General features: G+C 64.5%; 15 protein-coding genes. 8 read left to right on the plus strand and 7 right to left on the minus strand.

Going from position 1 to position 14,962, the window contains the following annotated elements:
* Window positions 1–152: 152 nt before the first annotated feature.
* The 3 genes from NKI70_RS02015 (at window position 153) to NKI70_RS02025 (ending at window position 3,334) form a co-directional block, all read left to right on the plus strand.
* Complete coding sequence (locus tag NKI70_RS02015) at window positions 153–1,133, plus strand: L-threonylcarbamoyladenylate synthase (protein WP_352724067.1); 981 nt, start codon at window positions 153–155, stop codon at window positions 1,131–1,133.
* An 18-nt stretch (window positions 1,134–1,151) separates the two neighbouring features.
* On the plus strand, window positions 1,152–2,582 hold the full coding sequence (locus NKI70_RS02020) for an FAD-binding oxidoreductase (RefSeq protein WP_352724070.1): 1,431 nt from the start codon (window positions 1,152–1,154) through the stop codon (window positions 2,580–2,582).
* Window positions 2,583–2,767: 185 nt separating this feature from the next.
* On the plus strand, window positions 2,768–3,334 hold the full coding sequence (locus tag NKI70_RS02025; RefSeq protein WP_023674094.1) for a DUF6101 family protein: 567 nt from the start codon (window positions 2,768–2,770) through the stop codon (window positions 3,332–3,334).
* A 172-nt stretch (window positions 3,335–3,506) separates the two neighbouring features.
* Here NKI70_RS02025 and ubiA read toward each other — a convergent pair whose 3' ends face one another.
* Entirely contained in the window at window positions 3,507–4,490 is a 984-nt protein-coding gene (gene ubiA / locus NKI70_RS02030; RefSeq protein ID WP_352724305.1) for a 4-hydroxybenzoate octaprenyltransferase, read from the minus strand.
* Window positions 4,491–4,646: 156 nt separating this feature from the next.
* Here ubiA and purD point away from each other — a divergent pair, with 156 nt between their 5' ends.
* Window positions 4,647–5,924: a phosphoribosylamine--glycine ligase gene (purD, locus tag NKI70_RS02035; protein ID WP_352724072.1), complete on the plus strand. Its 1,278-nt coding sequence runs from the start codon at window positions 4,647–4,649 to the stop codon at window positions 5,922–5,924.
* A gap of 21 nt (window positions 5,925–5,945) precedes the next feature.
* Here purD and NKI70_RS02040 read toward each other — a convergent pair whose 3' ends face one another.
* The 3 genes from NKI70_RS02040 to NKI70_RS02050 form a co-directional block, all read right to left on the minus strand.
* On the minus strand, window positions 5,946–7,100 hold the full coding sequence (locus NKI70_RS02040; RefSeq protein WP_502898910.1) for a glycoside hydrolase family 25 protein: 1,155 nt from the start codon (window positions 7,098–7,100) through the stop codon (window positions 5,946–5,948).
* A gap of 138 nt (window positions 7,101–7,238) precedes the next feature.
* Window positions 7,239–7,742 (minus strand): GNAT family N-acetyltransferase, encoded by a 504-nt coding sequence (locus NKI70_RS02045; protein WP_352724073.1) that lies wholly within the window; start codon window positions 7,740–7,742, stop codon window positions 7,239–7,241.
* Window positions 7,739–8,119 (minus strand): type II toxin-antitoxin system TacA family antitoxin, encoded by a 381-nt coding sequence (locus NKI70_RS02050; RefSeq protein ID WP_352724074.1) that lies wholly within the window; start codon window positions 8,117–8,119, stop codon window positions 7,739–7,741. The genes NKI70_RS02045 and NKI70_RS02050 overlap by 4 nt, the downstream gene beginning before the upstream one ends.
* Before the next feature lie 174 nt (window positions 8,120–8,293).
* On the opposite strand from NKI70_RS02050, the gene NKI70_RS02055 reads away from it, so the two are divergent.
* Together NKI70_RS02055 and NKI70_RS02060 are read left to right on the plus strand one after the other, a co-directional pair.
* Window positions 8,294–10,057, plus strand: coding sequence for an acyl-CoA dehydrogenase family protein (locus NKI70_RS02055; RefSeq protein ID WP_352724075.1), 1,764 nt, complete (start codon window positions 8,294–8,296; stop codon window positions 10,055–10,057).
* Window positions 10,058–10,110: 53 nt separating this feature from the next.
* The gene (locus tag NKI70_RS02060; RefSeq protein WP_352724076.1) at window positions 10,111–10,863 is read left to right on the plus strand and encodes a crotonase/enoyl-CoA hydratase family protein; all 753 of its coding nucleotides are present in this window, start codon (window positions 10,111–10,113) and stop codon (window positions 10,861–10,863) included.
* Window positions 10,864–10,935: 72 nt separating this feature from the next.
* Here NKI70_RS02060 and NKI70_RS02065 read toward each other — a convergent pair whose 3' ends face one another.
* Complete coding sequence (locus NKI70_RS02065) at window positions 10,936–11,211, minus strand: hypothetical protein (protein WP_023674100.1); 276 nt, start codon at window positions 11,209–11,211, stop codon at window positions 10,936–10,938.
* A 256-nt stretch (window positions 11,212–11,467) separates the two neighbouring features.
* Window positions 11,468–12,085 carry a pyridoxamine 5'-phosphate oxidase gene (gene pdxH / locus NKI70_RS02070; protein ID WP_292663882.1) on the minus strand — a complete coding sequence of 206 codons (618 nt, stop codon included), beginning with the start codon at window positions 12,083–12,085 and terminating at the stop codon, window positions 11,468–11,470.
* A gap of 39 nt (window positions 12,086–12,124) precedes the next feature.
* Between pdxH and NKI70_RS02075 the strand changes: the two genes are divergently transcribed.
* The gene (locus NKI70_RS02075; protein WP_352635355.1) at window positions 12,125–12,586 is read left to right on the plus strand and encodes an RT0821/Lpp0805 family surface protein; all 462 of its coding nucleotides are present in this window, start codon (window positions 12,125–12,127) and stop codon (window positions 12,584–12,586) included.
* A 100-nt stretch (window positions 12,587–12,686) separates the two neighbouring features.
* A complete protein-coding gene (locus NKI70_RS02080) occupies window positions 12,687–13,616 on the plus strand; it encodes a DnaJ C-terminal domain-containing protein (RefSeq protein WP_352456870.1) in 930 nt (309 codons plus the stop codon).
* Window positions 13,617–13,693: 77 nt separating this feature from the next.
* On the opposite strand, the gene NKI70_RS02085 is transcribed toward NKI70_RS02080, so the two are convergent.
* Window positions 13,694–14,932, minus strand: coding sequence for a YcaO-like family protein (locus tag NKI70_RS02085; RefSeq protein ID WP_023674104.1), 1,239 nt, complete (start codon window positions 14,930–14,932; stop codon window positions 13,694–13,696).
* Between the last annotated feature and the right edge of the window lie 30 nt (window positions 14,933–14,962).

Genomic DNA, 14,962 nt, shown 5'->3' on the forward strand with positions numbered 1-14,962 from the left:
CCCCTTGCCCAACAAGACGGCACCCTAGCCAAGGGCAGTTGATGCCGGCTTGCGGGGAAACATAGCATTTTAGCGATTTGCGATTCGCCAATGCCTGGGCTTGCTCGCCCGGCGTCAGCGTATTAGGCACCCGCATCCGTGAGGTGACGACAGTGGCTGAAATTCGTGCCGTCGGCGAGGCGATGGAAAGGGCGTTGGCGCTGCTCGAGAGCGGCGATGTCGTCGCCATCCCGACCGAGACCGTTTATGGGCTGGCCGGCGACGCGACCAATGGCGTTGCCGTGGCTCGTATCTTCGAAGCCAAGGGCCGACCTCGCTTCAACCCGCTGATCGCCCATATAGCCGCTCCGGCGATGGCCGAGCGCATCGCGCTGTTCGACCCGCTGTCGGAAAGATTGGCGCAGGCATTCTGGCCGGGGCCGCTGACGTTGGTGCTGCCGCAACGGCCCGGCAACGGCATTCATCCGCTGGTCACCGCCGGGCTGGATACCATTGCGCTGCGCATGCCGAAAGGCTTTGGCGGCGAGCTGATCGCCAGGTTCGGCCGCGCGCTGGCGGCGCCCAGCGCCAATTCCTCGGGCAGGATCAGCGCCACGACGGCCGAAGCCGTGGCCGCCGATCTCGGTCCCCGGATCAAGCTTGTGGTCGACGGCGGCGCGACGCCGGTCGGGCTGGAATCGACCATCGTCAAGGTCGAAGCTGGAAAGCTGCGGCTGCTGCGGCCGGGCGGCATTGCCGCCGAAGAGATCGAAGCAGTGGCCGGGACAAAGTTGCTGCGCGGCGCTTCGGGCATCGAGGCGCCCGGCATGCTCGCCTCGCACTATGCGCCAGGTGCGGCAGTGCGGCTCAATGCTGCGGAGGTCGCACCGGGCGAAGCCTTGCTGGCCTTCGGCCGCCGCCGTGCCGAAGGCTGGCGTGATGCAGCCGCACTGCGCAATTTGTCGGAGACCGGCGACCTGCGCGAGGCAGCAAGCAATCTCTTCGCCCATCTGCAGGATCTCGATCGCGCCGGCGCCAAAACCATCGCTGTCGAGCCGATCCCGTTCGACGGGCTGGGCGAGGCGATCAATGACCGGCTTTCGCGCGCCGCCGCCCCGCGTGACAAGATCGCCCCGCGTGACAAGATGGATTGAGCACCATAGTTTCCAACCATGAACGACATTTCCCCAAGTCTCGACCCCGCCGTCATCGCGCGCTTTGCGGCAATCGTCGGCGACAAATATGCGCTGCGCGACCAGCAGGACATCGCGCCTTACCTCACCGAGCGGCGCGGACTTTGGCACGGCAGGACGGCGCTGGTGCTGAGGCCGGGGACCGTCGAGGAGGTCAGCAGCATCATGCGGCTGGCAACCGAAACCGGCACGCCCATTGTGCCGCAAAGCGGCAACACCGGGCTGGTCGGCGCCCAGGTGCCGGACGCATCCGGCCGCGAGATGGTGCTGTCGCTTTCGCGGCTGAACCGCATCCGCGAGATCGATACACTGTCCAACACGGTGACGGTCGAAACCGGCGTCATCCTGCAGACGCTGCAGGAAGCGGCCGATGCCGCCGACCGGCTGTTTCCGCTGTCGCTTGCCGCGCAAGGCTCCTGCCAGATCGGCGGCAATCTCTCGTCCAACGCCGGCGGCACCGGCGTGCTTGCCTACGGCAATGCGCGCGAGCTCTGCCTCGGCGTCGAAGTGGTGCTGCCGACCGGCGAAGTGTTCGACGATCTGCGCAAGCTGAAAAAGGACAATACCGGCTACGATCTGAAGAACCTGTTCGTCGGCGCGGAAGGCACGCTCGGCATCATCACCGCCGCCGTGCTCAAGCTGTTCCCCAAGCCCAAGGGGCGCGAGGTGGCGTTTGCCGGCCTGTCATCGCCGGAGGCGGCACTGTCGCTGTTCAGCCTGGCGATGGACCGTGCAGGGGCAGCGCTCACCGCCTTCGAGCTGGTCGGCCAGAGGCCCTACGACTTCACGCTTGCCCACGCGCAAGGCGTGGTGCGGCCGCTGGCCGGCGATTGGCCGTGGTATGTGCTGATGCAGATCTCGTCGGGCCGTTCGGCCGACGATGCCAGGGCCCTGATCGAGGAGGTGCTGGAGGCAGGCCTCGAGCAAGGCATCGTCGGCGATGCGGTGATCGCGGCAAGCATGGCCCAGGGCGACGCGTTCTGGAATTTCCGCGAAGTGCTGCCCGAGGCGCAGAAGCCGGAAGGTGCCTCGATCAAGCACGACATCTCGGTGCCGGTGGCGTCAATCCCGCCCTTCATCGAAAAGGCCGCCGGCGCCGTGCAATCGGTCAGTCCCGGCGCGCGCGTCGTCTGCTTCGGCCACATGGGCGACGGCAATCTGCACTACAACATTTCCCGGCCGGTCGACGGTGACGACGAGGCGTTTCTCGGCCTTTACCACGTCATGAACAAGGCCGTGCACGACGTCGTGCGCTCGTTTCATGGCTCGATCTCGGCCGAGCACGGCATCGGCCAGTTGAAGCGGGACGAATTGATCGCGACGGCGCCGCCGATGGCGATCGAGCTGATGCGTAGGGTGAAGGCCGCGTTCGACCCGGCCGGCATCATGAATCCGGGTAAGGTTATCTGATCCTTTCGCCGGCCTGCCCCGGTTCGCATTCCGATAACCATCCGCCCCGGATCAGCAAAATTTAACCGACTTTCTTAAGCGCGAGGATAAGAAGCCCGCGCTAATGTTTCTCCACAACGAGGCTGGGAAAACCGGCCCGGAGAACCGGAAACACCGGCTCTCAGGAGAAACAGGAAAGGCACGATATGAACACTGGACTGAAGCCAGTCTGGGCCGGCCGCAATATGCGTCTCGACCCATTCCGCCTGCCGCAGGTGGTGAGCTACGCCACGCGCGACGACTATGGCGACGTCACCTTCACCATCGACCAGCGTGGCGCGGTTATCCGCCGCACGCTGGAGATGAGCGGCGTGCCGGCGATCATCGCTCTGCCCGCCAACGCGTTTCGCGGCGTCGCCGCCCGCGCCATGGAGGATCCGGATGGCAATGTCACAGTGACGCTTGAGCTTCTGCACAATGACCCGATGCTGTCGGTGCCGCTGCTGGTGGCCGACGATCTCGACGATGTCGCCGCCGACTGGCGCGCCTGGGCCGACGCCTACCGACTGCCGATGCTGCTGATCGAGGCCGACGGCATTGCCCGCACGCTCGAAGAATCGCTCGGCGCCGCCATCAAGGCGCTGCCGGCGCAGGACCGTCGCAAAGGCCGCGTCTCGACCATGCGCCGCCCGCGCTTCCTCGCCCGCCGCCGCGCCGGCGACCTCGGCCTCAGGCTGGTCATCGGCGGCGAGGAGCTTATTTCGCGGGAATAGTCCTGAGCGCCTCTTCCTTCTCCCCCTGTGGGAGAAGGTGGCCGAGCGAAGCTCGGTCGGATGAGGGGTGCTCCAGGGAACGCCGACGCCTCATTTCTTCCAACACCCCTCAACCGTCTTGGCGCTACGCGCCAATCCACCTTCTCCCACAGGGGGAGAAGGGAACAGGCCGCTAAACCAGCGGCTTCAGCACCACCCAGAGCGCGCCGCCGATCAGGCCGAGGAAGATCAGCCAGCCGACCTGGTTGTTCGATCTGAACAGCCTCAGGCACTGGTCCGGATCGTCGATGTCGAGCACGGCGATCTGCCGTGCCATATGGGCGCCGGCGGCTATCAGTCCGGCCAGTGCAGGCACCGGTGCCTGCGCCGAGGCAAAGGCAATGGCGAAGCAGACCAGCGCTCCGCCATAAAGCCCGGCCAGCCAGGCCTTGGTGTTGTCGCCGAACAGGCGCGCCGTCGAGCGCACGCCGACGATGGCGTCGTCCTCCTTGTCCTGATGCGCATAGATCGTGTCGTAGCCGATCACCCACAGGATCGAGCCGATATAGAGCATGATTGCCGGCCCATCGAGATCGCCGAACTCGACCGCCCATCCCATCAGCGCCCCCCAGGAAAAGGCAAGGCCGAGAACGAGTTGCGGCCAGTTGGTGTATCGCTTCATGAACGGGTAGACGGCGACGATGACCAGCGAGCCGATGCCGAGCGAGATGGCGAAGCTGTTGAACTGCAAAAGTACGGCGAGGCCGCCCAGTGCCTGCAGGACAACAAACATCCAGGCCTGCCGGCGCGTGACCTTGCCGGCCGGCAGCGGCCGCGAGCGCGTGCGTTCCACCTGGTTGTCGATGTCCTCGTCGACCAGGTCATTGTAGGTGCAGCCGGCACCACGCATGGCGAACGCGCCGAGAAAAAACAGCAGCAGATACCACGGCGACGGCAGCAGCGAGAGCAGCGGATCCGTCGGACGCGGATAGGCGCTCGCAGCAAGTGCAGCCGACCACCAGCATGGCCATAGCAGCAATTGCCAGCCGATCGGCCGGTCCCACCGGGCAAGTTGCGCATAGGGCCACAACCGCCGCGGCAGCGCGCGATAGACCCAGTGGCCGCTCGGCGCATCGGCGACGCGGCCCTGGGCCGCTTTCGACTGGACGGTTTCCATTTTGCTGGAGTGGCAGCAGAGGCGAATGCCGTCAAGCGTCAAGCAGCCCTCGCACGCTCGCCACGCGCAATCGGCGCTTCGGCAGCCAAATGTCTTGACCCGTCGCGCGTGGCGCAATAGCGCAGTCCTGGTCGTGGAACGGTGAGGAATCTGGGCATGCGTGTTTTGTTGATCGGCTCCGGCGGACGCGAACATGCGCTTGCCTGGAAGATCGCGGCGTCGCCGCTGCTGACCAGGCTCTACGCGGCGCCCGGCAATCCGGGCATCGGCCACGAAGCCGAACTGGTGAGGCTCGATACTGCCGATCACGCAGCGGTGGTTCGGTTTTGCAGCGAGAATGAAATAGACCTCGTCGTGGTCGGGCCGGAAGGGCCGCTGGTCGCCGGCATCGCCGACGACCTCCGCGCCGAGGGCATCCGCGTCTTCGGCCCGTCAAAAGCGGCGGCACGGCTGGAAGGATCAAAGGGTTTCACCAAGGATCTCTGCGCCAGATACGGCATTCCGACCGCCGCCTATGGCCGCTTCGACGATCTGGCTTCGGCCAGGGCCTATGTCGAGAAGACGGGTGCGCCGATCGTCATCAAGGCCGACGGCCTCGCTGCCGGCAAGGGCGTCACCGTCGCCATGACGCTTGACCAGGCGCTGGCCGCGCTCGAGGCCTGTTTTGACGGCTCCTTCGGCCAGGCCGGCGCGGAAGTGGTGGTCGAGGAGTTTCTCGTCGGCGAAGAAGCAAGTTTCTTCTGCCTGTGCGACGGCACCACCGCGCTGCCCTTCGGCACCGCGCAGGACCACAAGCGTGTCGGTGACGGCGACACCGGCCCGAACACCGGCGGCATGGGCGCCTATTCGCCGGCCCCGGTGATGACGCCGGAGATGATCGACCGAACCATGCGCGAGATCGTCGAGCCGACCATGCGCGGCATGGCTGAAACAGGCGCACCGTTTTCCGGCGTGCTGTTCGCCGGGCTGATGATCACTGACAGCGGGCCGAAGCTGATCGAATACAACACCCGTTTCGGCGACCCGGAATGCCAGGTGCTGATGATGCGGCTGAAGGACGATCTGCTCGTCCTGCTCAACGCAGCCGCTGACGGCCAGCTGGCGCATACTTCGGTGCGCTGGCGCGACGAGGCGGCGCTCACCGTGGTGATGGCAGCCAGGGGCTATCCCGGCACGCCGGAAAAGGGCTCGGTCATTCGCGGCGTCGAGGCGGCGGCAGGCGACGGCGTCGAGATATTTCATGCCGGCACCGCCATGAACGGCGGCGCACTCGTCGCCAATGGCGGTCGCGTGCTCAACATCACGGCGACCGGCCGCACCGTCGGCGAGGCGCAGAAGAAGGCTTACGCCGCGCTCGACCGGATCGACTGGCCGCAAGGCTTTTGCCGCCGCGACATTGGCTGGCTGGCAGTGGCGCGCGAGCAGGCGAACTGATGCATCGGGCGGCCTTCGGCCTCAGCGCAAGCCGTGGTCGAATTCGGTCGAGACGCTGCTGACCGCATCGGCGGTGGAGACAAATCCTGGCACCGATGCCGCACGCTTTTCGTTTCGCGTCCAGGCGACATATTCGGCAATCCCGCGCGGAAGGCCCGGCACCGCCTTCGCCGCAGGCATTTGAAAGCCGCTGCTGAACCTGGCCAGGCGAGCCCTGAATACCGCGACCATCTCCTCGAAGCTTGGCGTCACGCTAGCGTAAGCGATGGTGCCGCCGGCGAGCCCCGCCTCGCGTGAGAGCGGCACCGGTATCGAGGTGAGATAATCCGGCTGCACGTCGATCAGGCCGCCGAACGGCCACTGCGCGCGCAATTCCGTGGCGTTCATCGGCGCGACGCTGACGTCGATATCGTTGGGTGTGCCCGCGACCCTGTAAGGGCAGCGGAACCGGCCGCAATTTGCTCGCGCCGAAAACTGCCAGAGCGCATAACCCTGCCAGTTGCCCATCGGAAAATGCACGTCGATGTCGGGCTTGTAGCGCGCATACCACAGCGGCAGCCGCGACAGCAGCTGGTATTTGTATCTGTTGTCGGCGATGTGCCGGGCGGTCGTTCCATTGGTGTAGAGCACCGGAAAGCGGCCGAGCCGCCGATGCACCTGGCGGACGAATTCTTCGGCGTCGTTCAGCGACATCCACTGCGCTGGGTCGTCGTCCTCGATGTCGAGGGCAAGCAGGTCGTCCGGCCCGGGTTCGGCGAACTCGATGAAATGATTGGCCTGGCCGACCGGGTTGCCGGGGCGGGCGAGGTGATAGGCGCCCCATTTCAAGCCAAGCGCCTTGGCCACAACCTTGCGCGTCTGGAACAGCTCACGCGCCACCGCATGGCGCTTCCAAAGCGTCTTGCACAGCCGCACCTCGGTCTCGTCGCCGAAACAGAAATAGGGTGGCGGCATTCCGTCGGATGCCTTGTTGATGAAGCCGACAAGACGCTTGTCGGTGGCAAGCCTGGTCCAGTCGATGGAATTGTATTCGTAGGCGTCGACGACCAGCGCCCGGTCGGCATCCTTCCACGGTTGGGAGAAATCCGAGGCCTTTGCCGGCGTCAGCATCAGGGTCATCGCGGCCGCGACAAGGAGAAGCGCTGAGCGGACAAGGGGGCGCGCCGGCGTTTTCAAACAGCAGGTCCTTGCTGGCCAAAGCCAAATCCTGAACCGCCATGGTTAAGGAAATGCTTCGGGTGCCGAGTGGGCGAGTTGGAGCGCTGGCGAAGCGATCCTTGGTGCTCCTCAAGAGCAAAGCGATGGTTGCGATTGTCAGCCAAATAGCTTCAACGCTGTTGCTATGGGCAGGAACAGTGATAGCGGGCGGCTCTGAAACGAGGTAAAGCCATGCCTGCGATAATACGCGACCGCCTGGTCATCCTTGGCATCGACAATCAACGCGAAGGCTGCTGGGGCAGCGCTAACGCCACGTCGTAGCGCATCCACGAGCAGCGCCGACCCAACCCGCCGCCGCTGGTATCGGGCATCGACGGCCAGCCTGCCGACCAGTATCGCGGGCAGAACCGGGTAGCGTGGCAGATGTTTTGTCTGTTCGTCAGGCAAGGACGCGATCGGTATGCTCGACGCCGCCAAAGTGTAATATCCGGCGATCGCGCCGACATCGCGATCCACGGCAACGAAGCAGTTGCCGACTCGGCGTTTGACATCCTGGCTGGCTTGCTCCCGTATATAGCGGTCGAGCGCCGACACCCCGCAGCTGAACGCCTTGCGATCATGCGATCCGCCGAGCGGTTCGATGATGATGGTGAAATTCACCGGGATTCGACGACAAGCCGGTTGTGGGCGTCGGCGGCCTTGCGCAGTGCTTCATTGGGCTCGGGCGGATTGAGAATCGCCTCCATCATGGCGCGCTGATCCTCGACGGAAATACGCATGATGGTGGTGTTCTCGATAGTACGCTGCGCCGCCTCTTGAGCGGCGGCGACCACGAAGTCGCTGACGCTACGGCCCTGGATTTCGGCGGCACGTTTCACCACGTCCAGCATATCCGGCGAAATACGGGCTTCGAGACGGGCGGTGCGGGTCTGTTGGTTTGGCATTATCGTCACCCCTGATGCTGCCTTGTACGGGAAATAGCCGTACAAATCAAGTGCGTCGTCCGGCTCTAAGTAATTTTGCATACGAGCCAGCAATTGCAAAATCCGCGTGACAAAGTTTGACGTTTACGTAAAAAGAAGATGGACAGGGAACGCCGAAAGCAGATGATTTTGCATCGGCACAGGTCTTAAGTAGACCTGCCAGACTGGGGAGGGCCAGACTGGGGAGGGCCAGACTGGGGAGGGCCGGGCTGAGGAGGAGCGAACGCCATGTATCGGGCACCGGTCGAGGAGATCGCCTTCACCCTGAAGCATGTCGCCGGCTTGAAGCCGGCGCTCGATGCCGGCAATTTTGGCGAACTCGGCGAGGACCTTGTCGACGCCATTCTGGCCGAGGCCGGCCGCTTCGCCAGCGAGGAGGTGGCGCCGCTCTACACGGTCGGCGACCAGCACGGCGCGGTGCTCGACGGCGCTGCCGTCACTACCCCGCCCGGCTGGAAGGAACTTTATCGCCGCTGGATCGGCGGCGGCTGGAATGCGCTGTCCGCGCCGGAAGCGTATGGCGGCCAGGCGCTGCCGGCCATGCTCGGCGTCGCCGCGCTCGAAATGTGGAACTCCGCCTCGATGGCGTTCGGCATCGCCCCGACGCTGACCATGGCCGCGGTCGAAGCACTCGACAAGCATGGCTCGAAGGCACTCAAGGTCAAATATCTGGAAAAACTGGTCTCCGGCGAATGGATGGGCACCATGAACCTGACCGAGCCGCAGGCAGGCTCGGACCTGAATGCCTTGCGAACCCGCGCCGAACCGGCCGGCGACGGCACCTACCGCATCTTCGGGCAAAAGATATTCATCACCTATGGCGAGCACGATTTCACCGACAACATCATCCATCTGGTGCTGGCGCGGCTGCCGGACGCGCCGGCCGGCACGCGCGGCCTGTCTTTGTTCCTGGTGCCGAAATTCCTCGTCGGAGACGATGGCGCGCTGGGCAGGCGCAACGACGTCTTCTGCTCCGGGCTGGAGCACAAACTGGGCATCCACGCTTCGCCGACCTGCACGATGATTTATGGCGATGGCTTCGAAGGCAGCAGGCCCGGCGCGATCGGCTGGCTGGTCGGCGAGGAGAACAAGGGCCTCGCCTGCATGTTCACCATGATGAACAATGCGCGCCTTGCCGTCGGCATGCAGGGCGTCGCGGTCGCCGAGGCCGCGACGCAGAAGGCGCTCGCCTATGCCAACGACCGCCGGCAAGGCAAAGCGGTGAGCTATCGCGGTGCCGGCATGGCGCCGATCGTGCATCACCCCGACATCCAGCGCAGTCTTCTGACGATGAAGGCGCTGACCCAGATTGCCCGTGCCATCTGCTATTCCTGCGCCCACGCCATCGATCTCGCGTCACAGAGCGAAGATGCAAAGCACTGGCAGGAGCGCGCCAATCTGTTGACGCCGCTGGCCAAGGCCTTTTCGACCGATGTCGGCGTCGAGGTCGCCTCGCTTGGGCTGCAGGTGCATGGCGGCATGGGGTTCATCGAGGAGACAGGCGCCGCAGCACTTTATCGCGACGCGCGCATCGCGCCCATTTACGAAGGCACCAATGGCATCCAGGCGATCGATCTGGTGACGCGCAAGCTGCCGCTCGGCGGCGGTCGGCATGTGCATGGCTACATCGCCGAACTCAAGGCCGTCGCCGATGCGGCGCGAGCGTCGAACCTTGAAGGCTTCGGCCGCACCGCCGATCGCCTCGACCAGGCGCTCGACGAGCTCTCCCAGGCAACCCGTTTCCTGCAAGACCTGCAGGCCGAAGGCCGTTCGGACGAGGCGCTGGCCGGCGCCACACCTTATCTCAGGCTGATCTCGCTTGCCGCGGGCGGCGCCTATCTGGCGCGCGGCGCGCTTGCCGACCAAAGCCGCATCGCGCTTTGCCGGTTCTTCGCCGAGAACCTGCTTGGCGAAGTGGGCGCGCTCAAGGAGCGCGTCATCGGCGGCGCCGACAGCCTTGCCGTTGCCGGCAAGGCGCTGATTTCAGCCTGACGTTCGCACGCGCCGATATTCACAAAGGCCCGAAATTCACAAAGGACCAATCCGTGACAGACCACATCCTCGTCGAACGCCAGGGCGCCATCCAGATCATCCGCATCAACCGTCCGGACAAGAAGAACGCCCTGACCCGCGCCATGTACGCGACGATGTCGGCGGCTCTTGCCGGCGGCGACGCGGATCCGGCGATCCGCGTCCATGTCTTTCTCGGCATGCCCGGTGCCTTCTCGTCCGGTAACGACCTTGCCGATTTCATGGTCTTCGCCTCGGGCGGCGAAGGCGGTACCGAGGTCTGGGATTTCCTGATGGCGCTGGCCAAGGTGGAAAAGCCGATGGTTTCCGGCGTCGACGGCATTGCGGTCGGTATCGGCACCACGCTCAACCTGCATTGCGACCTGACCTTCGCCACGCCGCGCACAATATTCCGGACGCCCTTCGTCGATCTCGGCCTTGTGCCGGAGGCCGGTTCGAGCCTGCTCGCGCCGCAGATCCTCGGCCGCCAAGGCGCCTTCGCGCTGCTTGGCCTCGGCGAGGGCTTTTCGGCCGAGAGGGCGAAGGCCGCCGGGCTGATCTACGAGGTGGTCGAGGAGAGGGAACTCGAAGCATCGGTATTGGCGGCGGCGGGCCAGATCGCCGCCAAGCCGCCGCAAGCGCTGAAGATCGCGCGCGACCTGATGCGCGGCTCGCGCGAAGCCCTTGTCGAGCGCATCGGCCAGGAAAGCCAGCATTTCCGCGAGCGGCTCAAATCCGACGAGGCCCGCGCAGCCTTGACGGCCTTCATGACCAGGAAGAAGGCCTAGACCTTCTGGCCTTGTCTCGCATCGTGGACCCGCCGGCAGCAACCGGTGGGTTTTCTTGCCATGATCTCTTAGTCACATCGCCATTTTTTTACATTCGGCCTGGGCCTTTGCCGAAGACGTGTCGATCATGAATGTCTTGCCTTTGGCGTCGGTCATCAACATCATGCAATGCTTGATCGGTTTCGCCATTTTCATCATTTCGGCGCTCATCTTCGCGTCGGGCATCATGGTGCCCATATGCCCATCGGGCATGATCGCCATGACCTCCCCACCCTTCATCACCGTCATTGTCCCCATCGCGTCCTCCGCAAAGGCCTGCGAAGCGAAAAGGCAGGCAAGACCGGCCATCGTGACCAACCTGAGTGAATGCATTGCTTCCTCCTGAATTTGCGCCAGCGGCGCGTTGAGCCCTTTCCTGGTTCGTTCCGGCAAGCTGGAACGTTTCACGCACACGAGATCGTGATCGTGGGAATTGGCAATCCGGCAGAAGCGGCCCGGCCTTGGCCGCCTTCATGACCAGGAAGAAGGGCTGAAAAAATGGGCGCCGGTGCGGAAGCTGCCGATCTCCCCCTTGTGGGGGAGATCGGCGCTCCACCGTCGTGCCCTACGGATAAAGCCTCACCTTGTCCCAACCGCCCTCGGCGTTGCGCGAAAACACGACACGGTCGTGCAGCCGGAACGGACGGTCGTGCCAGAACTCGATGGTCTGCGGCACGATGCGGAAGCCTGACCAGTGTTTTGGCCGCGGGATGTCGCCGATCGCATGGCGCGCCGTGTATTCGGCGACCGCCTTTTCCAGCGCGAAGCGGCTCTCCAGCGGCCGCGACTGTTTGGACGCCCAGGCGCCGATGCGGCTGCCGCGCGGACGCGTCGCGTAGTAGGCGTCGGCTTCGGCGTCGGTGACGATCTCCACCGGGCCGCGCGCCCGCACCTGCCGGCGCAGCGATTTCCAGTGGAAGCACATCGCCGCTTTCATGCTGCCAAGGATCTCACGGCCCTTGGCGCTCTCGAAGTTCGTGTAGAAGACAAAGCCGCCCTCGTCGAAGCCCTTGAGCAGCACCATACGCACATTCGGCATGCCTTCGGCATCAACGGTCGCTAGCGCCACGCTGTTGGGGTCGTTGATCTCGCTCTTCGTCGCGTCGTCGAGCCACGCCGCAAAGAGCCGGAACGGCTCCGCCGCCTCGGTAAAGTCACCGCTTGTTAACCCGGTTTCGCTCATAGTTTTCCCAAATTTGTCGCCGGCTGGGGAGATTGCCGATTGTCGCGTATCGCGCAAGCTTTTGACAGTGGGCAATGGAGCGTTATTGCTTCGGCCAGCGCCAAAGCCATGATCGTGATAATCGTCCTGCCGCTTGCCGCCTGTGGCGGCGGCGGCTTCAGCCTGGAGCAGGCGGAGGTCGACCGCTCGATACTGACCTCGAGCACGCCGGCCTCAGTCACGCCGCTCGATCAGGACCGCGCCTCCGACCAGGCCACGATCCGCAATGCCGTGTCCTCCGCCGACGTCGAGCAACTGGCCGGGCAGGCCGTTCCGTGGGCGAATGCCGACACCGGCTCGCGCGGCTCCATCACCGAGCTGGCGGAATTCAGGGCTAACGGCGAGACATGTCGTCGCTTCACCGCATCGCGCGAAAGCTTCGACGGCGTCGCGCTGTTCAAAGGCGAAATATGCCTGGCCGGCGGCAGCATCTGGCGCATACAGGACTTAAAGGCGCTCTGATTTTCCGCCGGCGACATGGTGGTAAGCCACTGGAATTCCTTCCTATGCGAGCGCATATAGGAGGCGATTATGGACTCACTCCTTCTCCAGGGCAGTAAGCATGCGCGACCCCTATGAGGTGCTGGGCGTTGCCAAGAACGCATCGGCCAAGGACATAAAATCCGCATACCGGAAGCTCGCCAAGAAGTATCATCCGGACCAGAATCCGGATGATCCCAAGGCGAAGGACCGTTTTGCCGCCGCCAACCAGGCTTACGAGATCGTCGGCGACGAGAAGAACCGGGCGGCATTCGATCGCGGCGAGATCGACGCCGATGGCAAACAGCGTTTCCAGGGTTTCGAAGGCGCGGCTGGCGGCGCCGATCCTTTCGCCGGTTTCCGCCGGCAGCAAGGGCCGGGCGGCGCGCATTTCGAATTCCGCACGGGCCGTCCCGGCGGCGATCCGTTCGACGGCAACAGCGACATCTTCAGCCAGATCTTCGGCGATGCTTTCACCCAGCAGCGCGGCGCCGGCACCGGCGGCCGCCGTCAGGCCCCGACCGCCGCCGATCTCAACGTGACGCTGGACGTCACCATCGAGGAAGCCGCCACCGCGGAGAAGGTGACGGCGATGTTCCCCGACGGCCGCAAGATGGCGGTCAAGTTGCCGGCCTATGTCGAGGACGGTCAGACCATCCGGTTGAAAGGCCAGGGTGAGCAAGGACCGGGGCAGCCGGGCGATGCGCTGGTTAAAATCCGTTTCCGCCGGCACCCGCGCTACCGCGTCGAGGGCCGCGACCTGCATGTCGACCTGCCGGTGGAACTGGCCGATGCGGTGCATGGCGCCAAGGTGGCGGTCGAAACCCCGACCGGCAGGATTGCGGTCAACGTCCCCCCTTGGTCGAGCTCGGACAAGGTTCTGCGGCTGAAGGGCAGGGGCCTACCGGAAAAGGCCGGCGGTCACGGCGACCTCTACGCACACGTGCGGCTGATGCTGCCGGAAGGCGGCGACGCCGAGCTCGAGGCGCTGATGCGCCGTCGAAAGGGCTGACGGTCGAAAAGGCTGGCGCTTAATGCCGTGTGTGTAAAGCGGGCACTCCGGGGTGGGCATGCCCGCGACCATCCGGATCACAATGGAAAGGGAACCTCGTTGATGGCCTGGGAAACTGATGGCTTCAAACCTAGGCGCACAGGAACATCATAGAGCCTGCCGCCGCCCAACCGGGGCTTGGTAGGACGAAGTCCAGGTACAAACACTCGTGCAACAGGCGATTCGGCGTTGTGCGTCAGGTTGACCGCGAAGATCTCAAGTTCCTGCTCGTGGCAGATGTCGAGGCAATAGTTCCAATCCAGTCGCAACTCGGCCGACGAGGCCTGAACTGCTGAATTGCCGGAAAGGTGAGGAAGGCGATGAATGTTCTCGTCCATGTGCCACCGATAGAGGTGCAGCGCGCCGGGGGTGAAGGCCGCCGTGCCGGACGTATCGGCGTTCCGTTTGAGCAGGGTAAGGTTCGCCTCACATTCTGCAAGTTCCCCCACCGCGCGCCGGGCCGCCTCCGACATGGATCGTCCGGCCGCGAATCCGAACGCAATCGCGTCACCGCCCACGTGATGAGAAATTGCAGCGACAATGGGGATGGGCAGGTCAAGCGTCAGGAGCAGAAGCCGCAATTCGCGGTTCTGCGTCAGCAGCCAATCGGCGTACTGGGACGCCAGTCCATCCGACAGCGAAGTCAGGTCTATCCGAGGCAGAACCAGCCGATTGTACCACCATATGGCTGTTGCATCGCGCTCCACGACTTCGCAGAAGCCGCGCACGACCGCGTCCTCTATGCTCGATCCCCTCGCAAGACCATTGGAGTCCGCCGGGGGCAGACCTGATGACTCATCGTTGGGATACCCGAGAAAGCACAATCCCGCAGGCACCCAGGCCTCGCTCGTGCTGAAGCGCGGATCGCTCCGGATCCAGTCCAGCGGCTGCGACCTGCGCCAGCGGATCGGGACCGCGCGGCTATCATCGACGTTTTTGTTCCAATGCAGCCGCTCGCAATACTGCGCATCACTGAAAAGTGTGAGTGCAGGCGGCTCGATCACGCGCCCGCGCAATTCGCCGGCGCGGGCGCGTGAGAGTCGCTCATGAGGGATCATCTGGGCGAAATAGGTTTCATCGGCCTCATACCCGCAGGCGGTTGCCGCCTCCTGGGTGGTGTTGCCCCACCCTGACACAAAACGAGAAGGTCTGGCCCCTCGGACGGGGCCGACCGCGACCGTGATCGGGCATCTGAGCGTGGGATCGGTGATCACGATGGGGCCGTAAACCAGGCTTGACCCGCCGGCCCCTGCCTCGGACGCCCGCCGCTCCGGCATTATGGACCCTTCACCCAAGCACGGCCCTCA

Source organism: Mesorhizobium sp. M0500 (assembly GCF_040321165.1).
In the GTDB taxonomy this organism is placed as follows: Bacteria; Pseudomonadota; Alphaproteobacteria; order Rhizobiales; family Rhizobiaceae; genus Mesorhizobium.

Bases quoted from the DNA above. Each gene is read 5' to 3' on its own strand.
- NKI70_RS02025 (WP_023674094.1), top strand. From the start codon at position 2,768: ATGAACACTGGACTGAAGCCAGTCTGGGCCGGCCGCAATATGCGTCTC.
- NKI70_RS02020 (WP_352724070.1), top strand. From the start codon at position 1,152: ATGAACGACATTTCCCCAAGTCTCGACCCCGCCGTCATCGCGCGCTTT.
- ubiA (WP_352724305.1), bottom strand. From the start codon at position 4,490: ATGGAAACCGTCCAGTCGAAAGCGGCCCAGGGCCGCGTCGCCGATGCG.
- pdxH (WP_292663882.1), bottom strand. From the start codon at position 12,085: ATGAGCGAAACCGGGTTAACAAGCGGTGACTTTACCGAGGCGGCGGAG.
- NKI70_RS02080 (WP_352456870.1), top strand. From the start codon at position 12,687: ATGCGCGACCCCTATGAGGTGCTGGGCGTTGCCAAGAACGCATCGGCC.
- purD (WP_352724072.1), top strand. From the start codon at position 4,647: ATGCGTGTTTTGTTGATCGGCTCCGGCGGACGCGAACATGCGCTTGCC.
- NKI70_RS02055 (WP_352724075.1), top strand. From the start codon at position 8,294: ATGTATCGGGCACCGGTCGAGGAGATCGCCTTCACCCTGAAGCATGTC.
- NKI70_RS02065 (WP_023674100.1), bottom strand. From the start codon at position 11,211: ATGGCCGGTCTTGCCTGCCTTTTCGCTTCGCAGGCCTTTGCGGAGGAC.
- NKI70_RS02085 (WP_023674104.1), bottom strand. From the start codon at position 14,932: ATGCCGGAGCGGCGGGCGTCCGAGGCAGGGGCCGGCGGGTCAAGCCTG.